At 62.2% G+C, this 18,865-nt stretch carries 8 protein-coding genes, 1 tRNA gene and 1 pseudogene; 5 read left to right on the top strand and 5 right to left on the bottom strand.

Annotated elements, in window-relative coordinates; translation table 11 throughout:
• Positions 1 to 53: 53 nt before the first annotated feature.
• From SO156_RS00975 to SO156_RS00965, 3 genes are all read right to left on the bottom strand, one after another.
• Positions 54 to 2,174, bottom strand: a complete 2,121-nt coding sequence (locus tag SO156_RS00975; RefSeq protein WP_498533536.1) for an adenylate/guanylate cyclase domain-containing protein — start codon at positions 2,172 to 2,174, stop codon at positions 54 to 56.
• A 272-nt stretch (positions 2,175 to 2,446) separates the two neighbouring features.
• Positions 2,447 to 2,761, bottom strand: coding sequence for a hypothetical protein (locus SO156_RS00970; RefSeq protein WP_498533535.1), 315 nt, complete (start codon positions 2,759 to 2,761; stop codon positions 2,447 to 2,449).
• Positions 2,762 to 2,867: 106 nt separating this feature from the next.
• On the bottom strand, positions 2,868 to 3,107 hold the full coding sequence (locus SO156_RS00965; protein ID WP_498533534.1) for a DUF6894 family protein: 240 nt from the start codon (positions 3,105 to 3,107) through the stop codon (positions 2,868 to 2,870).
• 511 nt (positions 3,108 to 3,618) lie between these two features.
• Here SO156_RS00965 and SO156_RS00960 point away from each other — a divergent pair.
• Together SO156_RS00960 and SO156_RS00955 are read left to right on the top strand one after the other, a co-directional pair.
• Complete coding sequence (locus SO156_RS00960) at positions 3,619 to 4,620, top strand: AraC family transcriptional regulator (RefSeq protein ID WP_498533533.1); 1,002 nt, start codon at positions 3,619 to 3,621, stop codon at positions 4,618 to 4,620.
• 295 nt (positions 4,621 to 4,915) lie between these two features.
• Entirely contained in the window at positions 4,916 to 7,411 is a 2,496-nt protein-coding gene (locus SO156_RS00955) for an arylsulfatase (protein ID WP_498533828.1), read from the top strand.
• Between the two features lie 877 nt (positions 7,412 to 8,288).
• On the opposite strand, the pseudogene gmk reads toward SO156_RS00955, so the two are convergent.
• Together gmk and SO156_RS00945 are read right to left on the bottom strand one after the other, a co-directional pair.
• Positions 8,289 to 8,942 (bottom strand): annotated as a pseudogene (gmk, locus tag SO156_RS00950) (guanylate kinase); the annotation flags it as partial.
• A 249-nt stretch (positions 8,943 to 9,191) separates the two neighbouring features.
• Positions 9,192 to 9,268: transfer RNA gene (locus SO156_RS00945), tRNA-Arg, on the bottom strand.
• Positions 9,269 to 9,660: 392 nt separating this feature from the next.
• Here SO156_RS00945 and SO156_RS00940 point away from each other — a divergent pair.
• The 3 genes from SO156_RS00940 (at position 9,661) to SO156_RS00930 (ending at position 18,865) form a co-directional block, all read left to right on the top strand.
• The gene (locus SO156_RS00940; RefSeq protein ID WP_498533532.1) at positions 9,661 to 14,865 is read left to right on the top strand and encodes an alpha-2-macroglobulin family protein; all 5,205 of its coding nucleotides are present in this window, start codon (positions 9,661 to 9,663) and stop codon (positions 14,863 to 14,865) included.
• A 98-nt stretch (positions 14,866 to 14,963) separates the two neighbouring features.
• Positions 14,964 to 17,072 carry a penicillin-binding protein 1C gene (gene pbpC / locus SO156_RS00935; protein ID WP_498533531.1) on the top strand — a complete coding sequence of 703 codons (2,109 nt, stop codon included), beginning with the start codon at positions 14,964 to 14,966 and terminating at the stop codon, positions 17,070 to 17,072.
• Between the two features lie 50 nt (positions 17,073 to 17,122).
• The gene (locus tag SO156_RS00930; RefSeq protein ID WP_458147916.1) at positions 17,123 to 18,865 is read left to right on the top strand and encodes an ArnT family glycosyltransferase; all 1,743 of its coding nucleotides are present in this window, start codon (positions 17,123 to 17,125) and stop codon (positions 18,863 to 18,865) included.

The following is an 18,865-nucleotide window of genomic DNA, read 5'->3' as shown; positions in this document are numbered from 1 at the left end:
CTCTTGACCCTCATCGGACACTATTCATACCCGCCGGTTGATTGCCGGGCAGTCTAGGCTTGCAGCACTTTTGCTGAGCACATCGCAAGCAGCGAATTTGCAACTGGATCGTCGGGGAAGGCCCGCAAGATATGTGCGTAGCGGCGGGCGGCTTCATCTACTTCGCCCCGCTCGAAATATGATGAGGCGTCCCGCGTCAATTCGCATAGTCTGGCCGCATCGTTCGGCGGTTTCAGCTCCGGATCGTCGTTGGCTTTGATGCCCAGAAGCTCATAGATCATGAACTCGCGCTTGCGGCCCTTGACTTGAACCTTCCTGATCGGTCTTGCCACGATGTCCGACTCAACAGCTTCGACCACGCTGTCGCTGATGCAGATCGTGGTGCCAAACGTCTTGTTGACGCCTTCCAGCCGCGCCGCGACATTGACCCCGTCCCCCATCACCGTATAGCTCAAGCGCTCGCTTGAACCGACATTGCCGACCAGCACATCCGCGCAATGTAACCCGATGCGAAGGTGCAATGACGGTCGGCCTTGCCTGCTCCAGTCCGCATTGAGCTGCTGCATCCGCCGCATCGCGCGCATGGCGCCACAGCAACCACGCAGTACGTGGTCGTCGCGATGGACCGGAGCGCCCCAGAACGCCATGATGCCGTCGCCGATGAATTTATCGACCGTGCCGGACTCCTCCGCTATCGCATGCGAGATCGCTTCAAAATAGACCGAGAGCTGCGCGAGCAGATCGTTCGGCGCCATTTGCTCAGAGAGAGTGGAAAAATCCTTTAAGTCGCTGAAAAGCACCGTCAGGAAGCGCTGATCGACGCCGAGCGTCAGTGGCGTTCCGGTCTTGATCAGCTTTCTAACGACATCCAGTGGTACGAAGGACGAGAAAGAGCGGAGCGAGGTCTCGAACAGCGAAACGGCGGATTGCAGTTCCTTGACCTCCTGGATGTGTGATGATGGCGAAACCGCGTGCGAGAACGTCAGGTCTTGAACCGACCGTAGTTCCCGCGAAACAGATTCAATCGGGCGCGATAGCCGTCGCGAGAAAAAATAGATCAGCAGCAACTCAACACCCGTCAAGGTGGCTATCAGGGCTATCATTTGCCGGTTAGTCCGCTTGAGGGTGCCCACAAAATCATCAGTCGGCGTAAGAGCAATAACCTCCCAGGGTTTACCGAAATTTGCCGGAAAACGGGTGAAGGATGCGCTGATCTCATCCCCGGACTGCGGCGACCGAAAGAAGAAGTCATCCTTCTTGGTTTCGCGCTGCAATCGAGACGCCTCGCGCAGGTCATCGTCGGCAACGGTGTCGAGTCTTGCGAGTTCGAGTCGACCGTTCTCTAGTCGCACGTCTTTCTTTGGGTCGGGGTGAGCGATGATGGTGCCGTTGGTCGCATTAGCAATGACCGTGGTGCTGTGGGAACTCGCGCGGTGGCTGGTCAGAAATTCTGAAAGTACGTTGAGCGTGATATTGCCCGAGGCGCAGCCGATGAACGCGCCGCCTGCGATGATTGGGACCCTGAGGGTAATGACCGGATAGCCGGTATCCGGATTGGGCCAAGGCCCCTCTACGACCAGTGCACGGCTATTCTTGGCCGCCTGATAGCCAGCGAGAGTTCTGATGTCCTCGATGGTATCTACATCATACTTACCCACGACGTGGGGCCAGATATCGTAGAACGTTCGATGCCGGACTCGTCGCAGGGAGCCAGCAAAGTTATCGATATAGCTGGAATGCCAGTTTGCCGATGGCGGAATCTTGGGATCGGATCGCCTCCGGTCATCGTCCATCCGGGTGACGACCCGATGAAAGCCGTCTTCGAAACTGACGAAGACCGCATCGATCTGTCGCGCCGTGGTAACCGCCTGGTAGAGCAGGTCACGGCTGCTCTCTTTCCTGAAAAGCTCCGGGTCTTCGGTGGCAAACGCTCCAATGAGTTCGAGCGTAGCCACGACCGGGTCTATCACGCCTTTTGCATCTTCGACGCTTGCCCGTTTAGTCTTGGCAACTGCGTCGTCCAAGGTCGCGTTGATCGCGGCGGAGTTGTGCTCGTAGTTGAAAAACAGGATGAAGATCAGCACGGGGATGCTGAGGAGAACGAATAATCCGGACATCACCGCGCTCAGCCGCAGCGCGGTTGATTTTTGGGTAACGAGGCGATTGAGGATCATTTACTCTACCGACCTTATCGCCCTCGCCGAGTCTCCTAAAGCGGGTGAGGACCGTTGCCCTTTTCCTTTTGCGATGACTCTAGCAGCTAACTCGCATGTCCGGAATTGGCCCGTCGCGTCATTTCGCGGCGACGCAGTATTTTGGTCGCTTTCGGCGCGAAGCGGACATTGACGGTCGTGCGGCCTTAACGAGCACCGACGCGATTGACCCAAATACGACATGGAGCCGTTAGCGCCGACCAAGACAGCAAACATCTTAACCGTTTGGTCGTTTAGAAACGCGGGGCGGCCCGATATTGTGTTGGCACTTCAAAGCGTTCTCTTTCCAGTAGACTACGGGTGTTCCGTTCAATTTGGGCAAAAAAGAAGACGGCGCCCGCTGCTGTTGACGAAAGAACAAATCCTAGAATAGCGCCCATGATAAACCCGAGCACGGCTCCAGTAGTCGCTACCTGACCGATGCCTTGCAAACTGATGTCAACGTTGGAAGCAATTCCGAAAATGTTAGACCACGCCGCACCGTAGATTCCTCCGACAAAGGTGCCGAAAAATATCGAAAGCACCGCCATCGTTTCGATAATTCCCATCACCAACCTTCGAAAAGAAGTCATTTTACCCCCCCAGTTTGTGCTCCCATCCTAGCTGGCGCCACAATCTATCTAATAGCAATCTTGTTTGCTGCGGTGCATGAGTTCAGCGAGGATGTTCAACGACAATAAAAGCTCTGACAACGCATCGCGTACGCTCGCCGTCATCCACGTCAATGCCGACATACGTTCCGGCGTGATCATCGCCACGGCCGATCCGCCCGATGATTGCAGCAACCTCACGGAACGCATGGCGGCACGCAGCTTTTTCGTCAGGAAACGAACGCCCTTTGTGGTCTTCGATCTGTTTCCCATCTTGGTGCTTGTGAAAGTGAAAGCGGGCCATCTATTCAGTTTCCCCAGAAAATGGTTCGCTTATCGCAAGTTCGCCCGGCAAGTATTGTGATTGCGAGCCAAGAATTTGGGATTTCGCGTCAGCCCACGAATGTCGCCTTGTGGCCCTTCGCGTCATTTGCTGCTTCTGTACAACGCGGGCGCTATCGGGACCGAAGCGGACATCGATTGGTAGCGAGCACTGCCCGGCTCAGTCGCGAATAACCCAACTGAGACATCAGCGGCCTGTTTTTGCTGCGAGGCGGTGCATAGCTCTCGCTCGAATGGCGCTGGCATGCCAAGAATGAAGATGGAAGATGCCACCGAATGTCGCTCGGCAATATTGCGGTATGTCAAAATAGGTACATTGATCAGAGGTAATAGCAGAACTAAGGTGCAACCTGGACCGCCGGAATCAGCTCGGCCGCCTTTGCGATCCGAAGACTCGTTGCTGTCACACTTTTTGTCCGACCATCACGCTTGTTGCCCGCCAAATCATAGTCTTGTTTTTTGGGAGAGCAGAAGTGGCGTGGAGTAGAGTTCTTTGCTTTACCGATCCGTTGGCATGCCAAGCAGCCTTCCCGTATTCTGACATTGAAATACTTCCCACGACGAAAGATTTTCGGGTCGAGATGACCCAGGTCGCCATGAGCCGGCTTTGGTTGCAACGTACGCACTTATCCTCGCCAACAGTCAGCATCGCCACAAGCAAGCCCGGCCGGCGATCGATCGGCTTTCTTACCGAGTCCAATTTGTCATCGTACCATCACTGTGGAATTGAGGTCATCTCCGGCGACATCATTGACAACACGCTTGAGGCCGAGCATCGACGATGCGGCCCTGGTCTCGACTACGGCGCGATGTCCATCCCAACCGACGAGCTTGATACTGCAGCCGAAGCGATATTTGGCTGCAAGTTGATGGAAAAGTCAGCACGGCACATTTTTCATCCACACCCTCAGTCGATGTCACGGCTGCTGAAGTTACACCGGGCGATCGGACAGCTCGCACACGACACTCCCGATATTTTGCAACTGCCGGAGGTGCTTCGCGCGCTGGAGAATGACTTCGTGCACGTCATGGTCAGATGCCTCGCTGATGCGGTCGACGAAACGACCAGCACTCGTGGCCGACGCCATGATGCGATCATCGCGCGCTTCGAAGAGTTTCTGGAGGCAAATCCCGACCGGCCGCTCTATCTCAACGAAATCTGTGCAGCTATCGGTGTCGCGGAGCGAACGCTTCGCGTCTCCTGCGAAGAGCATTTGGGCATGGGGCCGATCCGTTTTCTCACCCTCCGTCGAATGCACCTCGTGCGTCAGGCGTTGCTGAGCGCGGATCCATCGACGTCAACCGTCACTCGGATAGCTACCGACCATGGCTTTTGGGAGCTTGGCCGTTTTGCGGTGGCCTATCGCGCCGCGTTCGGGGAGTCGCCGTCCGAGACCTTGATGCGCCCCACGAAGCAGATTGCGATCCACCTCAATCGCCCATCATTACTCGCGGCCGCCGAAGCCAACGCATAATCTTGCAAATGAAGGAGCCTCTTAGCGGCATGCAAGAGCCTGCTTTCTGGTCCTTCGCGTCATTTCGCGTGCGCGCATTAATCAGGTCGCTTCAAGGTAAAAGCGGACATCAATTGGCAGACAGGGCCGCCTGGCTCGGTCGAGAATGACCCGAAGCAGTCATCAAAGCCGGTAGCAAGGTCTATTCCGGCTCTCTGCCGAATGTGCATAGCGCGTGTCACAATTTGTGGCCCAACATTAGCGACAGAAGACCGACGAACGGCCTCACGCGCAGAAAATGGAGATGGTCTTGAAAATATCCGCACTCTTACTCTCCGCCGCCACGTTGACCGTGTTCACGATTGTGCCGACGCTGGCACAACAGACCACCGGCACGCCGGGCTCGCCTGATGCCACGACGACGATTGATGGAAAATATCTTCCGCCGCCGCCGCCGAAGTTTGGCGGGGACATTGGCCTGCAGGCCGACCAGTCGAAGCCATATTGGCCCGCGCGCGTGGTGCCGCCGAAAGGCGCGCCCAATGTCCTCCTGATCATGACCGACGACCAGGGTTATGGTGTCTCGGGCACGTTCGGCGGCGTCATCCCGACGCCGAATATGGACCGTATCGCGCAGATGGGCCTGCGGTATACTCAGTTTCACTCCACCGCCCTATGCTCACCGACCCGCGCGGCGCTGATCACCGGCCGCAACCACCACTCGGTGGGCTTCGGCACTATCGCCGAACAGTCAACCGGCTATCCCGGTTACGACAGCGTCATAGGGCCGGAGAACGCCACCATCGGCACCATCCTAAAGCAAAATGGCTACGCCACGTCGTGGTTCGGCAAGAACCATAACACGCCGAGCTACCAGTACAGCGCCTCAGGACCGTTCGATCAGTGGCCAACTGGCATGGGCTTCGACTACTTCTACGGCTTCATGGGCGGCGAAACCGACCAGTGGACGCCCTACCTGTTCCAGAACACCACGCAGGTTTTCCCATGGGTAGGAAAGCCGAATTACAACTTGACGACTGATATGGCGGATGAGGCTATCGCCCACATGCGACGGCTCAATGCAGCCGCGCCCGATCAGCCGTTCTTGGTCTACTACGTGCCCGGCGGTACCCATTCGCCGCACCAACCGACCAAGGAGTGGGTCGACAAGATCCACGACATGCATCTGTTTGACAACGGCTGGAACGCCCTGCGCGAGACGATTTTCGCCAATCAGAAGCGGCTCGGCGTGATCCCCGCGAACACACAGCTTACCCCTTGGCCGGACGACCTGCAAAAATGGGACACGCTGACGGCGGATGAGAAAAAATTATTCACGCGTCAGGCGGAAGTGTTCGGCGCTTATGCCGCTTACACCGACCACGAAATCGGCCGTGTAATCCAAGAGGTTCAGGACGAAGGCAAGCTCGACAACACCCTGATCATCTATATCTGCGGCGATAACGGCACCAGCCCGGAAGGCACCACGCGCGGCACGCCGAACCAAATGACCGCCTATAACGGCATTTTGGATTTGCCCATCGCTGAACAGTTGAAGGCCTACGATGTCTGGGGGTCATCGGCGACCTATCCCCACATGGCGGTGGCGTGGTCGTGGGCGTTTGATACGCCATTCAAGTGGACGAAGGAGGTGGCGTCGCACTTCGGCGGCACCCGGCAAGGCATGGCGATCGCCTGGCCCAACCGCATCAAGGATGCCGGTGGTATCCGCACCCAGTTCCACCATATGATCGATATTGTGCCGACCATCCTTGAAGCAACCGGCATCCCCGCGCCGGTGATGGTCAACGGCATCGCGCAGAAACCGATTGAAGGTGTCAGCATGGCGTACACCTTCGACAAGGCGAACGCTAACGCGCCGTCCACGCGCGCCACACAGTATTTTGAGATGTGGGGCAACCGGGCGATCTATCACGACGGATGGATCGGCGCGACAACGCCACCTGCGCCGCCATGGCTTCTCGGGACGGCCAAGCTGCCCACCGACATTGTGAATGGCTACAAGTGGGAACTGTACAACATTGCCGAGGACTACTCCGAGAGCAACGACCTCGCGGCCAAAATGCCTGACAAGCTCCGCGAGATGCAGGAGTTGTTCATGGTGGAAGCGGCCAAGTACAACGTGTTTCCGCTGGACAATTCGGTTCTTCAACGGATCATCGCGCCACGCCCAAGCGCGACGGCAGGTCGGAACACCTTCACGTATTCCGGCGAGATGTCGGGCCTGCCTGAGAGCGATGCGCCCAGCATCCTGAACAGGTCGTATACGATCACCGCCGAGGTTGATATTCTCGACGGTGCTGGCACCACTACTGGCCGTGCGGGCTCGCAGGACGGCCGCGACGGGATGATCGTCACGGAAGGCGGTCGCTTCGGTGGCTATGGCTTGTATCTACTCAAGGGCAAGCCGGTGTTCCTCTATAACTTCCTCGACCTCGAACGCTTCCGCTGGGAAGGCAACGACGCGCTTGCATCTGGCAAGCACGTCATCGTGTTTGAGTTCAAATACGATGGACCAGGCTTCGGCAAGGGTGGCACGGGCGTTCTAAAGGTGGACGATAAGGAGGTCGCCACCAACAAGGTCGTGCACACTATTCCATTCCTCATGACAATTGACGAAACCTTCGACGTCGGTGTGGATACCCGCACTCCCGTTGACGACAAGGACTATCAAGTTCCGTTCCGCTTCGCTGGCAAGATTGACAAGGTGACCTTTAAGCTCGCGCCGGTGCAACTAACCAGTGATGAACATCGGGTCATCCGGCACGCCCGCGCCGACGCGGATAACTGACCACCGGCTATCTATCCTGCGCGGGCATCTTTCGCCTGATGCCCGCGCAACACGGGCACGCTGACCTCTCGTGCCTATATGTCCGTTGTTGGCCCATCGCGTCATTTTGCGGCTGCGCAACAACCGCGTCGCTTTCAGAGCAAAGCGGACATTGTCGGTGCAGAGTCGCGCCGGTCAAAGCCACAGCTTTATTTGGTCTGGGGATTTCCAGCCTTCTTCAAAAAAAATGCAGCCAATGCATCAGGCTTTCAAACACACCTTGAAGGGCGGAATAGACAGAGTGAACCCACGCAGTTTGCGCAAGTTTTTCGACGGCTAGTTTTCCGGATGCGGCTCCCGTACCTCCTATTACACCTAATACAAATTTATCTGTTCGCTCTCGCCATTTGTTGACGGCAGGATCGGCGACTTGCGCCGCCTCGATCAGCTTTGGCAGATCGACGGGTGCAGTCGCTCGCTGGTCCCGTAAGCGCGAAATGAATGTCTGAATTTGCTCTTCATCAACGCTTGGTTCTTCGTCGAGATTGGGACCCCGGTTGTGGCCCATTCCGGCCGGTCGAGACGCCAGCGCTGCTTCCAACACAGCAACCCGCGCTTGCAGCAACTCAAAAGCGGACTCCGGCGACTGAGTCGTGTCGGTTTGAACCGAGCCCGCCCCCTGAAAAGCATCACCCTGAAAGGCTCCCGGCTGGAAAGCACCGGTGTCTAAACCGCCGCCGGTCCCCATGGCCTGACCACGTGCGGTCAGAGCGACGGGACCAGCGTGTTCATCCGCGCCGGAAATTTCATTGGACAAAGTTTCGATGGCGGTGCCGGCCGAAGGCGTAACGCCGAGCTTGATAGATGATCCCTGTTCAGGCGCAGCGTCCGTGATTTCTTCGATCGTTCGACCGAGAGTGCGGATTAAGGCGCCCATCCCAATGCGTCGTTCGCGCGCCAATCGCTCGGCCTTCAGTATCGACTGGACCTCCGAGAAGGCTGTGTCGATGTCGCTATTGATGACAATGTAGTCGTACTCCGCCCAGTGACTCATCTCGCGGGTGGCGCGACTCATGCGAGAGCGGATCACGTCCTGCGAATACTGCGCGCTGGAGTGCATGCGCTTCTCCAATTCGGGCGCTGACGGCGGTAGGATGAAAACGCTGACGACGTCGGCGCGCGCCTTCTCGCGCAGTTGCTGCGTGCCCTGCCAGTCGATGTCGAACAGCACGTCCCGCCCTGCCGACAGCGCGGCCTCGACCGGAGCGCGCGGCGTGCCGTAGCGGTTGTCGAACACGGTCGCCCATTCCAGCAGTTCGTCACCCTTCACCATTGCCTCGAAGCGCGGCTTGTCGACGAACAGATAATCACGGCCATCTACCTCGCCCGGGCGCATGGCGCGTGTCGTCACCGAGACCGACATTTGCAGGCCCGGCATGCGCTCGATCAGAAGCCGTGACAGTGTGGTCGTGCCGGCACCCGAAGGCGACGACAGTACGAACATCAGCCCGCGCCGCTCAACGCCGTCGTTATCGTGACCGTTCGCCGCCATGAAACACCCCGGAGATGCTGAGTATCGACATGGACTGTCCCAAACAGGTTGGCGAATCGAGCCCAGAATAGTGGCATGCCAGACCGCAGCGGGTTCGTTCTATTCGCGCAATTCACACGTCTTATGTTGCGCCTTTGTTGCGCCGACTTACCGAGAGCGCAGGGGAGGCATTGAGAAACCAGGGGAATTTGGCGCAACAAGCGCAACATATTTTAGGGGTCAAAATATCATCTAAGTCGTTGATATCACTGGCGATCCCGGCAGGGCTCGAACCTGCAACCCGCGGAGTAGAAATCCGCTACTCTATCCAGTTGAGCTACGGGACCGTCTGGACGGCCCCGGGGGATGGGGCCCGGCGACGTCTTTAGCACGCCAGATATGAAAAATCCGCGCGTCCGCCAAGTCTGAATCGAAGTCGGATCGAACCGTTTTCCCCCGTCGCGCGACCAAGCGAAGCGATGGACTCTTCTCGTCCCGATCTGCCCAGCGACGCTCCAGACGTCGCACTTGCGTTCGGGACTTAAGTCCACCGGCTGATTTGTCCGGTGCTGCCACAGGCTGAGGCGGCGCCAGGGGCGGCACTTGGAGGCCCACTCGGGCTTGCTTGCCAATGGCGCATGCGACGTTTTGCTATTCTGGTTCCATCGCCTTGAGTCTGTCACCTTTCCGCGCATTTCATCGCCTACGCGGCGTTCGTCCGCGCTCCCGGGAGTCCATCATGATCGGTTTGGTTCGCGCCGTCACAATCTGCGCAGCGCTGGCGCTCGGCCTGGTATCGGCGCAGGCCGCCGACAAGGCCTTCAAGCGCGACGATCTCGCTGACGCCGCGATCAAGCTGGAAGCCCAGATCAAGAGCGAGGCGGGGCCGGTCGCCAAAACCAACGCGACCCTGCGCACCGACGCGGATGCCGCTTTCAGGCGCAACGATGTCCGCAGCGGCCTATCCATTCTCGGCCAGATCGCCGCCATCACGCCTGAGGATGCCGGCAACTGGCTGCGGCTTGCGCGCGTCATCTTCCAGATCACCCCAAAGAGCTCGAGCGAGCAGACTTTCCTGCTCGAGCGTGCCTCGACGGCCGCCTACATCGCTTACATGCGCGCCGGCAATGCGGGTGAGGAGGCTGATGCGCTTGGAGTCCTCGGCAAGTCGCTCGCCGAGCGGCATTTGTTCCGGCCGGCCCTGGATGCACTGCGGCTGTCGCTCGACATGCGGGAGGTCGCCGACGTCCGCGGCCAATACGAGAAGCTGCGCGACGAGCATGGCTTCCGGCTGCTCGACTACACCGTCGATTCCGACTCGGCGAGCCCGCGCGCCTGCTTCCAGTTCTCCGAGGAGTTGGCCAAGCGCACGGATTTCGCGCCGTTCCTGGCGCTCGCAGGGCAGGACAAGCCCGCTGTATCGGCCGAGGGCAAGCAGCTCTGCATCGATGGACTGAAGCATGGCGAGCGCTACAACATCAACCTGCGCGCTGGCCTGCCGTCGACGGTGAAAGAGGGGCTGCCGAAATCGGCCGAGTTCAACATCTATGTGCGCGACCGCAAGCCGTTCGTGCGCTTCACCAGCCGCGCCTATGTGCTGCCGAGGACCGGCCAGCGCGGCATTCCCGTGGTCAGCGTCAATACGCCGGCGGTCAACATCAACGTGTTCCGGATCGGCGACCGCAATCTGATCAACACGGTCGTCGACAGCGACTTTCAGAAGACGCTGTCGCGCTACCAGCTCTCCGATCTCGGTGGCGAGCGTGGCGTCAAGGTGTGGTCCGGTGAGCTCGCGACCGCGACGACGCTGAACCAGGACGTCACCACTGCATTCCCGGTCGATCAGGCGCTCGGCGATCTCCAGCCCGGCGCGTACGTGATGACGGCCGCGGCCAAGGGGCCGGGCAGTGACGACGATTCCCAGCTGGCGACCCAATGGTTCATCGTCTCGGATCTCGGCGTCACAGCCTATTCCGGCAATGACGGCATCCATGTTTTCGTCAACTCGCTGGCCTCGACCGATCCGGTCGGCAAAGCCGAGGTGCGGCTGGTTGCCCGCAACAACGAAATCCTGGCGACCCGCAAGACCGACGATGCCGGCCATGTGCTGTTCGAGGCGGGGCTGGCACGCGGCGAGGGCGGGCTGTCGCCAGCGCTGCTCACGGTCAGCGGCGAGAAGACCGACTATGCCTTCCTCAGCCTGAAGACCAGCGCCTTCGATCTCTCTGATCGCGGCGTTGCGGGACGCGCGGTGCCGGCCGGCGCTGACGCCTTCGTCTATGCCGAGCGGGGCGTATATCGCTCCAACGAGACGGTCTACCTTACCGCGCTGTTGCGCGACGGGCAGGGCAATGCCGTCACCGGCGGGCCGCTGACGCTGGTGATCGAGCGTCCCGACGGCGTCGAATTCCGCCGCGCCGTGCTGTCCGACCAGGGCGCCGGCGGCCGCACGCTCTCCGTGCCGCTCAATTCGGCGGTGCCGACCGGGACCTGGCGGGTGCGCGCCTTCACCGACCCGAAGGGTTCATCGGTCGGTGAGACGACCTTCATGGTCGAGGATTACGTCCCCGACAGGATCGAGTTCGATCTCACGTCCAAGGACAAGCTGATCAAGGCGAATGCTCCGGTCGAACTGAAGGTCGACGGCCATTTCCTCTATGGCGCGCCGGCCTCGGGTCTCCAGCTCGAGGGCGACATGCTGGTTGCGCCGGCCGACGAGCGGCCGGGCTTCGCCGGCTACCAGTTCGGCGTCGCCGACGAGGAGACCACCAGCAATGAGCGCACCCCGCTCGAAAACCTCCCCGAGGCCGACGCCAACGGCGTGGCGACGTTCCCGGTGACGCTGGACAAGCAGCCGGCCTCGACGCGGCCGCAGGAGGCGCAGATCTTCGTCCGCATGGCGGAGACGGGCGGCCGCGCGGTCGAGCGCAAGATCGTTCTGCCAGTCGCACCCGCGGCCGCGATGCTCGGCGTCAAGCCGCTGTTCGGCGACAGGAACGTTGCCGAAGGCGACAAGGCCGAGTTCGACGTGGTGTTCGTTTCGCCCGACGGCAAGACGCTTCCGCGCGATGGCCTGCGCTATGAGCTCCTCAAGATGGAGTCGCGCTACCAGTGGTATCGCCAGAACAATTACTGGGAGTACGAGCCGGTCAAGTCGACCTCGCGCGTCGCTGACGGCGATCTCACCATTGCCGCCGACAAGCCGTCGCGCATTTCGTTCAACCCGCAGCCGGGCCGCTACCGGCTGGACGTGAAATCGAACGACGCGGATGGCCCGGTGACGTCGGTGCAGTTCGATGTCGGCTGGTATTCGGACGGCAGTGCCGACACGCCCGACCTTTTGGAAACCTCGATCGACAAGCCGCAATACGCCTCCGGCGACACCATGACGGTGTCGGTGAACGTGCGCAGCGCCGGCAAGCTCACCATCAACGTGCTCGGCGATCGCCTGCTGACGACGCAGACCATCGACGTCAAGGAAGGCACCGCGCAGATCAAGATCCCCGTCGGCAACGACTGGGGCACCGGCGCCTACGTGGTGGCGACCTTGCGGCGGCCGCTCGATGCAGCCGCCCAGCGCATGCCGGGCCGGGCGATCGGCCTGAAATGGTTCGGCATCGACAAGCAGACGCGCACGCTCGCCGTGAAGCTGACGCCGCTGGCGCTGATCCGGCCGAATTCGATGCTGAAGATTCCGGTGAAGCTCGACGGGCTCAACCCGGGCGAGGATGCCAAGATCGTCATCGCCGCAGTCGACGTCGGCATCCTCAACCTCACCAACTACAAGCCGCCGGCGCCGGATGACTACTATCTCGGCCAGCGCCGCCTGACCGCCGAGATCCGCGATCTCTACGGCCAGCTCATCGACGGCATGCAGGGCACGCGCGGCCAGATCAAGTCCGGCGGCGATGCGGGCGCAGCTGAATTGCAGGGCTCGCCGCCCACGCAGAAGCCGCTTGCGCTCTATTCGGGCATCGTCACGGTTGCAGCCGACGGTACCGCGGAAGTGAGCTTCGACATCCCGGAGTTCGCCGGCACCGCGCGCATCATGGCGGTGGCGTGGACCGCGACAAGGCTTGGCCGCGCCAATACCGACGTCGTGATCCGCGATCCCGTGGTGCTGACGGCGACCCTGCCGCGCTTCCTGCTCAATGGCGACCACGGCACGGTCAATCTCGAGATCGACAATGTCGAAGGGCAGGCGGGCGACTACGCGATCAACGTGAAGACGGGCGGCCCGGTGAAGATGACCGGCAATCCTGCGACGACGGTCAAGCTCGCCGCCAAGCAGCGCAACTCGTTCTCGCTCGCGCTCGATGCGACCGCGGCGGGGCAGGCGACGCTCGACGTCGACATCAAGGGCCCGAACGGACTTGCGCTCGCGCGGCACTATGCGCTCGACGTCAAGGCGGCGACACAGGTGCTGGCGCGGCGCTCGATCCGAACCCTGGCGAAGGGCGAGAGCCTGACGCTGACCTCGGACATGTTCTCCGACCTCGTGCCGGGCACCGGCAGCGTCTCGGTTTCGGCGAGCCTGTCGACCGCGCTCGACGCCGCGACGATCCTCAAGGCGCTCGATCGCTATCCCTATGGCTGCTCGGAGCAGATCACGAGCCGCGCCATGCCGCTGCTTTACGTCAACGAGCTTGCGGCCGGCGCCCATCTTGCGATGGACACCGAGGTCGACCAACGCATCCGCGACGCGATCGAGCGGCTATTGGCACGCCAGGGCTCGAACGGCTCGTTCGGGCTGTGGTCGGCCGGCGGCGACGACGCCTGGCTGGATGCTTATGTGACGGACTTCCTCAGCCGCGCCCGTGAAAAAGGCTTTGTGGTGCCGGACGTATTGTTCAAGAACGCGCTCGACCGCATCCGCAACTCTGTGGTGAATGCCAACGAGCCGGAGAAGGACGGCGGCCGTGATCTTGCCTACGGCCTCTACGTGCTCGCGCGTAACGGCGCAGCGCCGATCGGCGATCTCCGCTATCTCGCCGATACCAAGCTGAACAATCTGGCAACGCCGATCGCCAAATCGCAGCTTGCGGCGGCGCTCGCGCTGGTCGGTGACCGTAATCGCGCGGAGCGGGTCTACGGCGCAGCGCTCGATAGCCTCGCGCCGAAGCCCGTGCTGGAGTTCGGCCGAAGTGATTACGGCTCGCAGCTTCGCGATGCCGCAGCACTCGTCTCGCTTGCCAGCGAAGGCAACGCGCCGAAGGCGACGCTGACGCAGGCCGTGTCCCGTGTCGAGACCGCGCGCGGCCTGACGCCCTACACCTCGACGCAGGAGAATGCGTGGCTGGTGCTGGCGGCGCGGGCGCTGGCGAAGGAAAACCTGTCGCTCGATGTCGACGGCCAGGGCGTCAAGACCGCGCTGTACCGCAGCTACAAGGCGGGGACGCTGGAGGGCAAGCCGCTGAAGATCACCAACACGGGTGACGCTCCGATACAGGCCGTGGTCTCGGTGTCGGGCTCGCCGGTCACGCCGGAGTCGGCCGCCTCGGCCGGGTTCAAGATCGAGCGCAGTTACTTCACGCTCGACGGCAAGCCCGCCGATATCAGCAAGGTCAAACAGAACGATCGCTTCGCTGTGGTGTTGAAGATCACCGAGGCCAGGCCTGAGTACGCGCACATCATGGTGTCCGACTATCTGCCGGCGGGTCTCGAGATCGACAATCCAAAGCTGGTGTCGTCGGGCGACAGCGGCACGCTGGACTGGATCGAGGATGGCGTGGATCCGGAGGATACCGAGTTCCGCGACGACCGCTTCACGGCAGCAGTCGACCGGGCCTCGGACGCCAAGTCGGTCTTCACCGTCGCCTATGTCGTGCGCGCGGTCTCGCCCGGCAAATACGTGCTGCCGCAGGCCTATGTCGAGGACATGTACAACCCCTCGCGCTATGGCCGCACCGGGACTGGGTCGGTTGAGGTGCGAGCGGCGAAGTGAGTGCATAGAGCCGTATGAGCGAAGACGTGTCATATACACCGTCGTCATGCCCGGGCTTGACCCGGGCATCCACGGCCACACGTGCCGTGGGTGAAAACGTGGATGGCCGGGACAAGCCCGGCCATGACGGAGCGGGACGCGCAACCGCGCGTGTCCTCTCGGCCGCCGCGCTCGCCTTCATCCTCACCATCTGCGCCTTCGTGGCCTGGACCATCTCCCTCGGCCCGCTGCCGCTCGACGAGGCGCGCCAGGTGTCCACCACCATCGTCGACCGCAACGGAAAGCTCCTGCGCGCCTACGCCATGGCCGACGGGCGGTGGCGGTTGCCGGTCGAGACCAAAGCGAACGTCGATCCGACTTATCTGAAGCTGCTGCTCGCCTATGAAGACCAGCGCTTCTACGCGCATGACGGCGTCGATCCGCTCGCGCTCGGGCGCGCCGCGATCCAGCTCGGGACGCGCGGCCATATCGTCTCGGGCGGATCGACCATCACGATGCAGCTCGCGCGGCTGATGGAGCCGCGGCGGCAGCGCTCGCTCCATGCAAAGCTGCGGCAGATCGTGCGCGCGATCGAGCTTGAGCGTAGCCTGAGCAAGGACCAGATCCTCGATCTCTATCTCGCGCTGGCGCCCTATGGCGGCAACCTCGAGGGCATTCGCGCAGCGTCCATCGCCTATCTCGGCAAGGAGCCGAAGCGGCTGTCGCTCGCCGAAGCCGCGCTTCTGGTCGCATTGCCGCAATCGCCGGAAACGCGCCGGCTGGATCGCTACCCCGAGGCGGCGCGCATCGCGCGCGACCGCGTGCTCGACCGCATGGTCGAGGAGCATCAGATCAGCGCTGATGACGCCAAGCAGGCGAAGGCCGTACCCGTGCCGAAGCTGCGCAAGCCGATGCCGATCCTGGCGCCGCATGCGTCCGATACCGCGCTCTCAACCGTCAAGGACACGCCGGTCATCAAGCTCACGCTGGATGCCAATCTCCAGAAGGTGCTGGAGCCGCTAGCGCGCGACCGCGCCATTGCGCTCGGGCCGAACATTTCGGTCGGCATCATCGTCGTCGACAATGAGAGCGGAGACGTGCTGGCGCGCGTCGGCTCCGCGGACTATTTCGACGAGAGCCGGGCAGGGCAGGTCGACATGACCCGCGCACTGCGTTCGCCGGGTTCGACGCTGAAGCCGTTCATCTATGGCCTCGCTTTCGAAGACGGTTTCGTCCACCCCGACAGCCTGATCGACGATCGCCCGGTTCGCTTCGGCTCCTACGCGCCGGAAAATTTCGACATGACGTTTCAGGGCACGGTGCCGGTGAAGAAGGCGCTGCAGCTGTCACTGAACGTGCCGGCAATCGTGCTGCTCGACCGTGTCGGCTCCAGCCGCCTGGCCTCGCGGCTGCGGCAGGCCGGCGGCAATCTGGTACTCCCCAAGGACGAAGCGCCGGGTCTTGCCATGGGGCTCGGCGGTGTCGGCGTCACGCTTCAGGACCTTGCACAACTCTATTCAGGTCTCGCCAGGCTCGGGACCACGCGCCCGCTGCGCGAGGTCATGTCCGACAGGGACGCACGGGAGCCGTTGCGGCTGCTCGACCAGGTCGCTGCCTGGCAGGTTGGCAACGTGCTCCTGGGTACGCCGCCGCCCGAAAACGCCGCCCACAACCGCATCGCCTTCAAGACCGGAACCTCCTACGGCTATCGCGACGCGTGGTCGGTCGGCTTCGACGGTCGCATGACCATTGGCGTCTGGGTCGGCCGTCCCGACGGCGCGCCGGTTCCCGGCCTGATCGGCCGCGCGGCGGCAGCGCCCATCCTGTTCGACGCTTTCGCCCGGAGCGGAAAACTGCCGGTTCCGCTCGCCAGGCCGCCGAAGGGAACCCTGGTCGCCAGCAACGCCAAGCTACCGTTGCCCCTGAGGCGGTTCCGCCCCGTCGGGGAACTCGTCCGCACCGGCGGCGAGCAGGCCCCGCACATCCAGTTTCCCCTGAACGGCTCCCGGATCGACGTCGACCGCTCGGCGGGTAACGAGGCTGCCACCATGCCCGTGAAGGTCGCCGGCGGCGTCCTGCCCATGACGATACTGGTCAATGGAACGGCGCTCGGGGAGATCGACGGACGGCGCCAGCGGCTGATCGATCCGCCCGGGCCTGGCTTTGCGCGGCTGACCGTGATCGACGCCACGGGCGCCGCCGACACAGTTGTCATTCGAATTCAATGATGCCGGCTTAAGCGGTTGTGGGGGCGGCGGTTTCAGCGTATGCGGAACCAATGGTCGAGACCTATGCCAGCCCCCGTTTCGGAGAGCCCCGCGAGCCGAAAACCCCCGTAAATCCGGGCAATTGGTTCGTGCGCGTGATCGATGCCGTCACCGGCAGCCACGCCCGCGCGATCGGCTTTCTGGTGATCTGCGCGCTGCTTCTGCTCTTGCCCGGCTTCTTCACGATTCCGCCCGTCGATCGCGACGAGGCGCGCTTTGCGCAGGCGACCAAGCAGATGGTCGAGACCGGCGACTATGTCGACATCCGCTTCCAGGACGACGTCCGCTACAAGAAGCCGGTCGGTATCTACTGGCTGCAAGCGGCCGCCGTTCATACCGCGTCGGCGCTCGGCCTGCCGCGCGCCCAATTGCGCATCTGGGTCTATCGGGTGCCGTCGCTGGTCGGCGCGATCGGTGCGGTGCTGATGACCTATTGGACCGCGCTCGGCTTCGTCACGCGCCGCGCCGCCGTGCTTGCGGCATTGATCATGTGCGCGTCCGTGCTGCTCGGCGTCGAGGCGCGGCTCGCCAAGACCGATGCGGTGCTGCTCTTCACCGTGGTCGCGGCCATGGGCGCGATGGCGCGGGTCTATCTCACTTGGCAGCGCGGCGAGGACGAGGCGCGTCCGCCGTGGAGCTATCCCGCGATCTTCTGGACCGCGATCGCCGTCGGCATCCTGATCAAGGGGCCGCTGATCCTGATGTTCGCCGCGCTCACCATCATCGTGCTGGCGATCCAGGACCGCGACGCATCCTGGCTGTGGCGGCTGCGCCCGCTCTGGGGCCTGATGTGGGTGCTGGTGTTGGTGCTGCCCTGGTTCATCGCGATATTCTGGCGTGCGGGCGATGCCTTCTTCGCCGATTCCGTCGGCGGCGACATGCTGAGCAAGCTCGGTGCCCAGGAATCCCATGGCGCGCCGCCTGGCCTCTATCTGGTCCTGTTCTGGATCACCTTCTGGCCGGGTGCGCCGCTTGCGGCGATGGCGGCGCCGGCGGTGTGGCGGGCCCGGCGCGAGCCCGGCGCGCAATATCTGCTGGCGTGGCTGATCCCGTCCTGGATCGTGTTCGAGGCGGTGCTGACCAAGTTGCCGCACTACGTGCTGCCGCTCTATCCGGCGATCGCGATCCTCACGGCCGGCGCCGTGGAGCGTCGCGTGCTGTCGCGGTCATGGCTGATGCGCGGCTCCGCCTGGTGGTTCGCGATCCCTGCGCTCGGCTCGATCATGGCGGTCGTCGGCGCGGTCATGCTGACGCGCCAGCCGGCTTTCGCCGCCTGGCCTTTCATCGCAGCGTCCCTGATCTTCGGCCTGTTCGCCTGGTGGCTCTACGACAACAACCGCGCCGAGCGCTCGTTGCTCAACGCGCTGGTTGCGGCGCTGATGCTTGCGGTCGTGGTCTGGGGCCTGGTCGTGCCGTCGCTGACGCCGCTGTTTCCGAGCGTCGAGATCGCGCACGAATTGCGCAACGTGCGCTGCGTCGGCCCAAAGGCGGCTTCCGCGGGCTATCACGAGCCGAGCCTCGTCTTCCTCACGGGGACGTCGACGCTGCTGACCGACGGCTCGGGTGCTGCCGATTTCCTCAAGCAGGGCAGCTGCCGCTTTGCGTTCATCGAGCAGCGTTCTGAGCGCAGCTTCGTCCAGCGCGCCGAGGCGATCGGGCTTCGCTACCGCGTCGGCTCGCGCATCGACGGCTACAACTTCTCGCAAGGGCGAGCGATCTCGATCGCGATCTTCCGCTCGGAGGGCTCGGAATAG

The sequence above is a fragment of the Bradyrhizobium sp. UFLA05-125 genome, assembly GCF_059803515.1.
The sequence above is the reverse complement of the archived record's forward strand: the minus strand, read 5'-3'. Positions and strand labels throughout refer to the sequence as shown.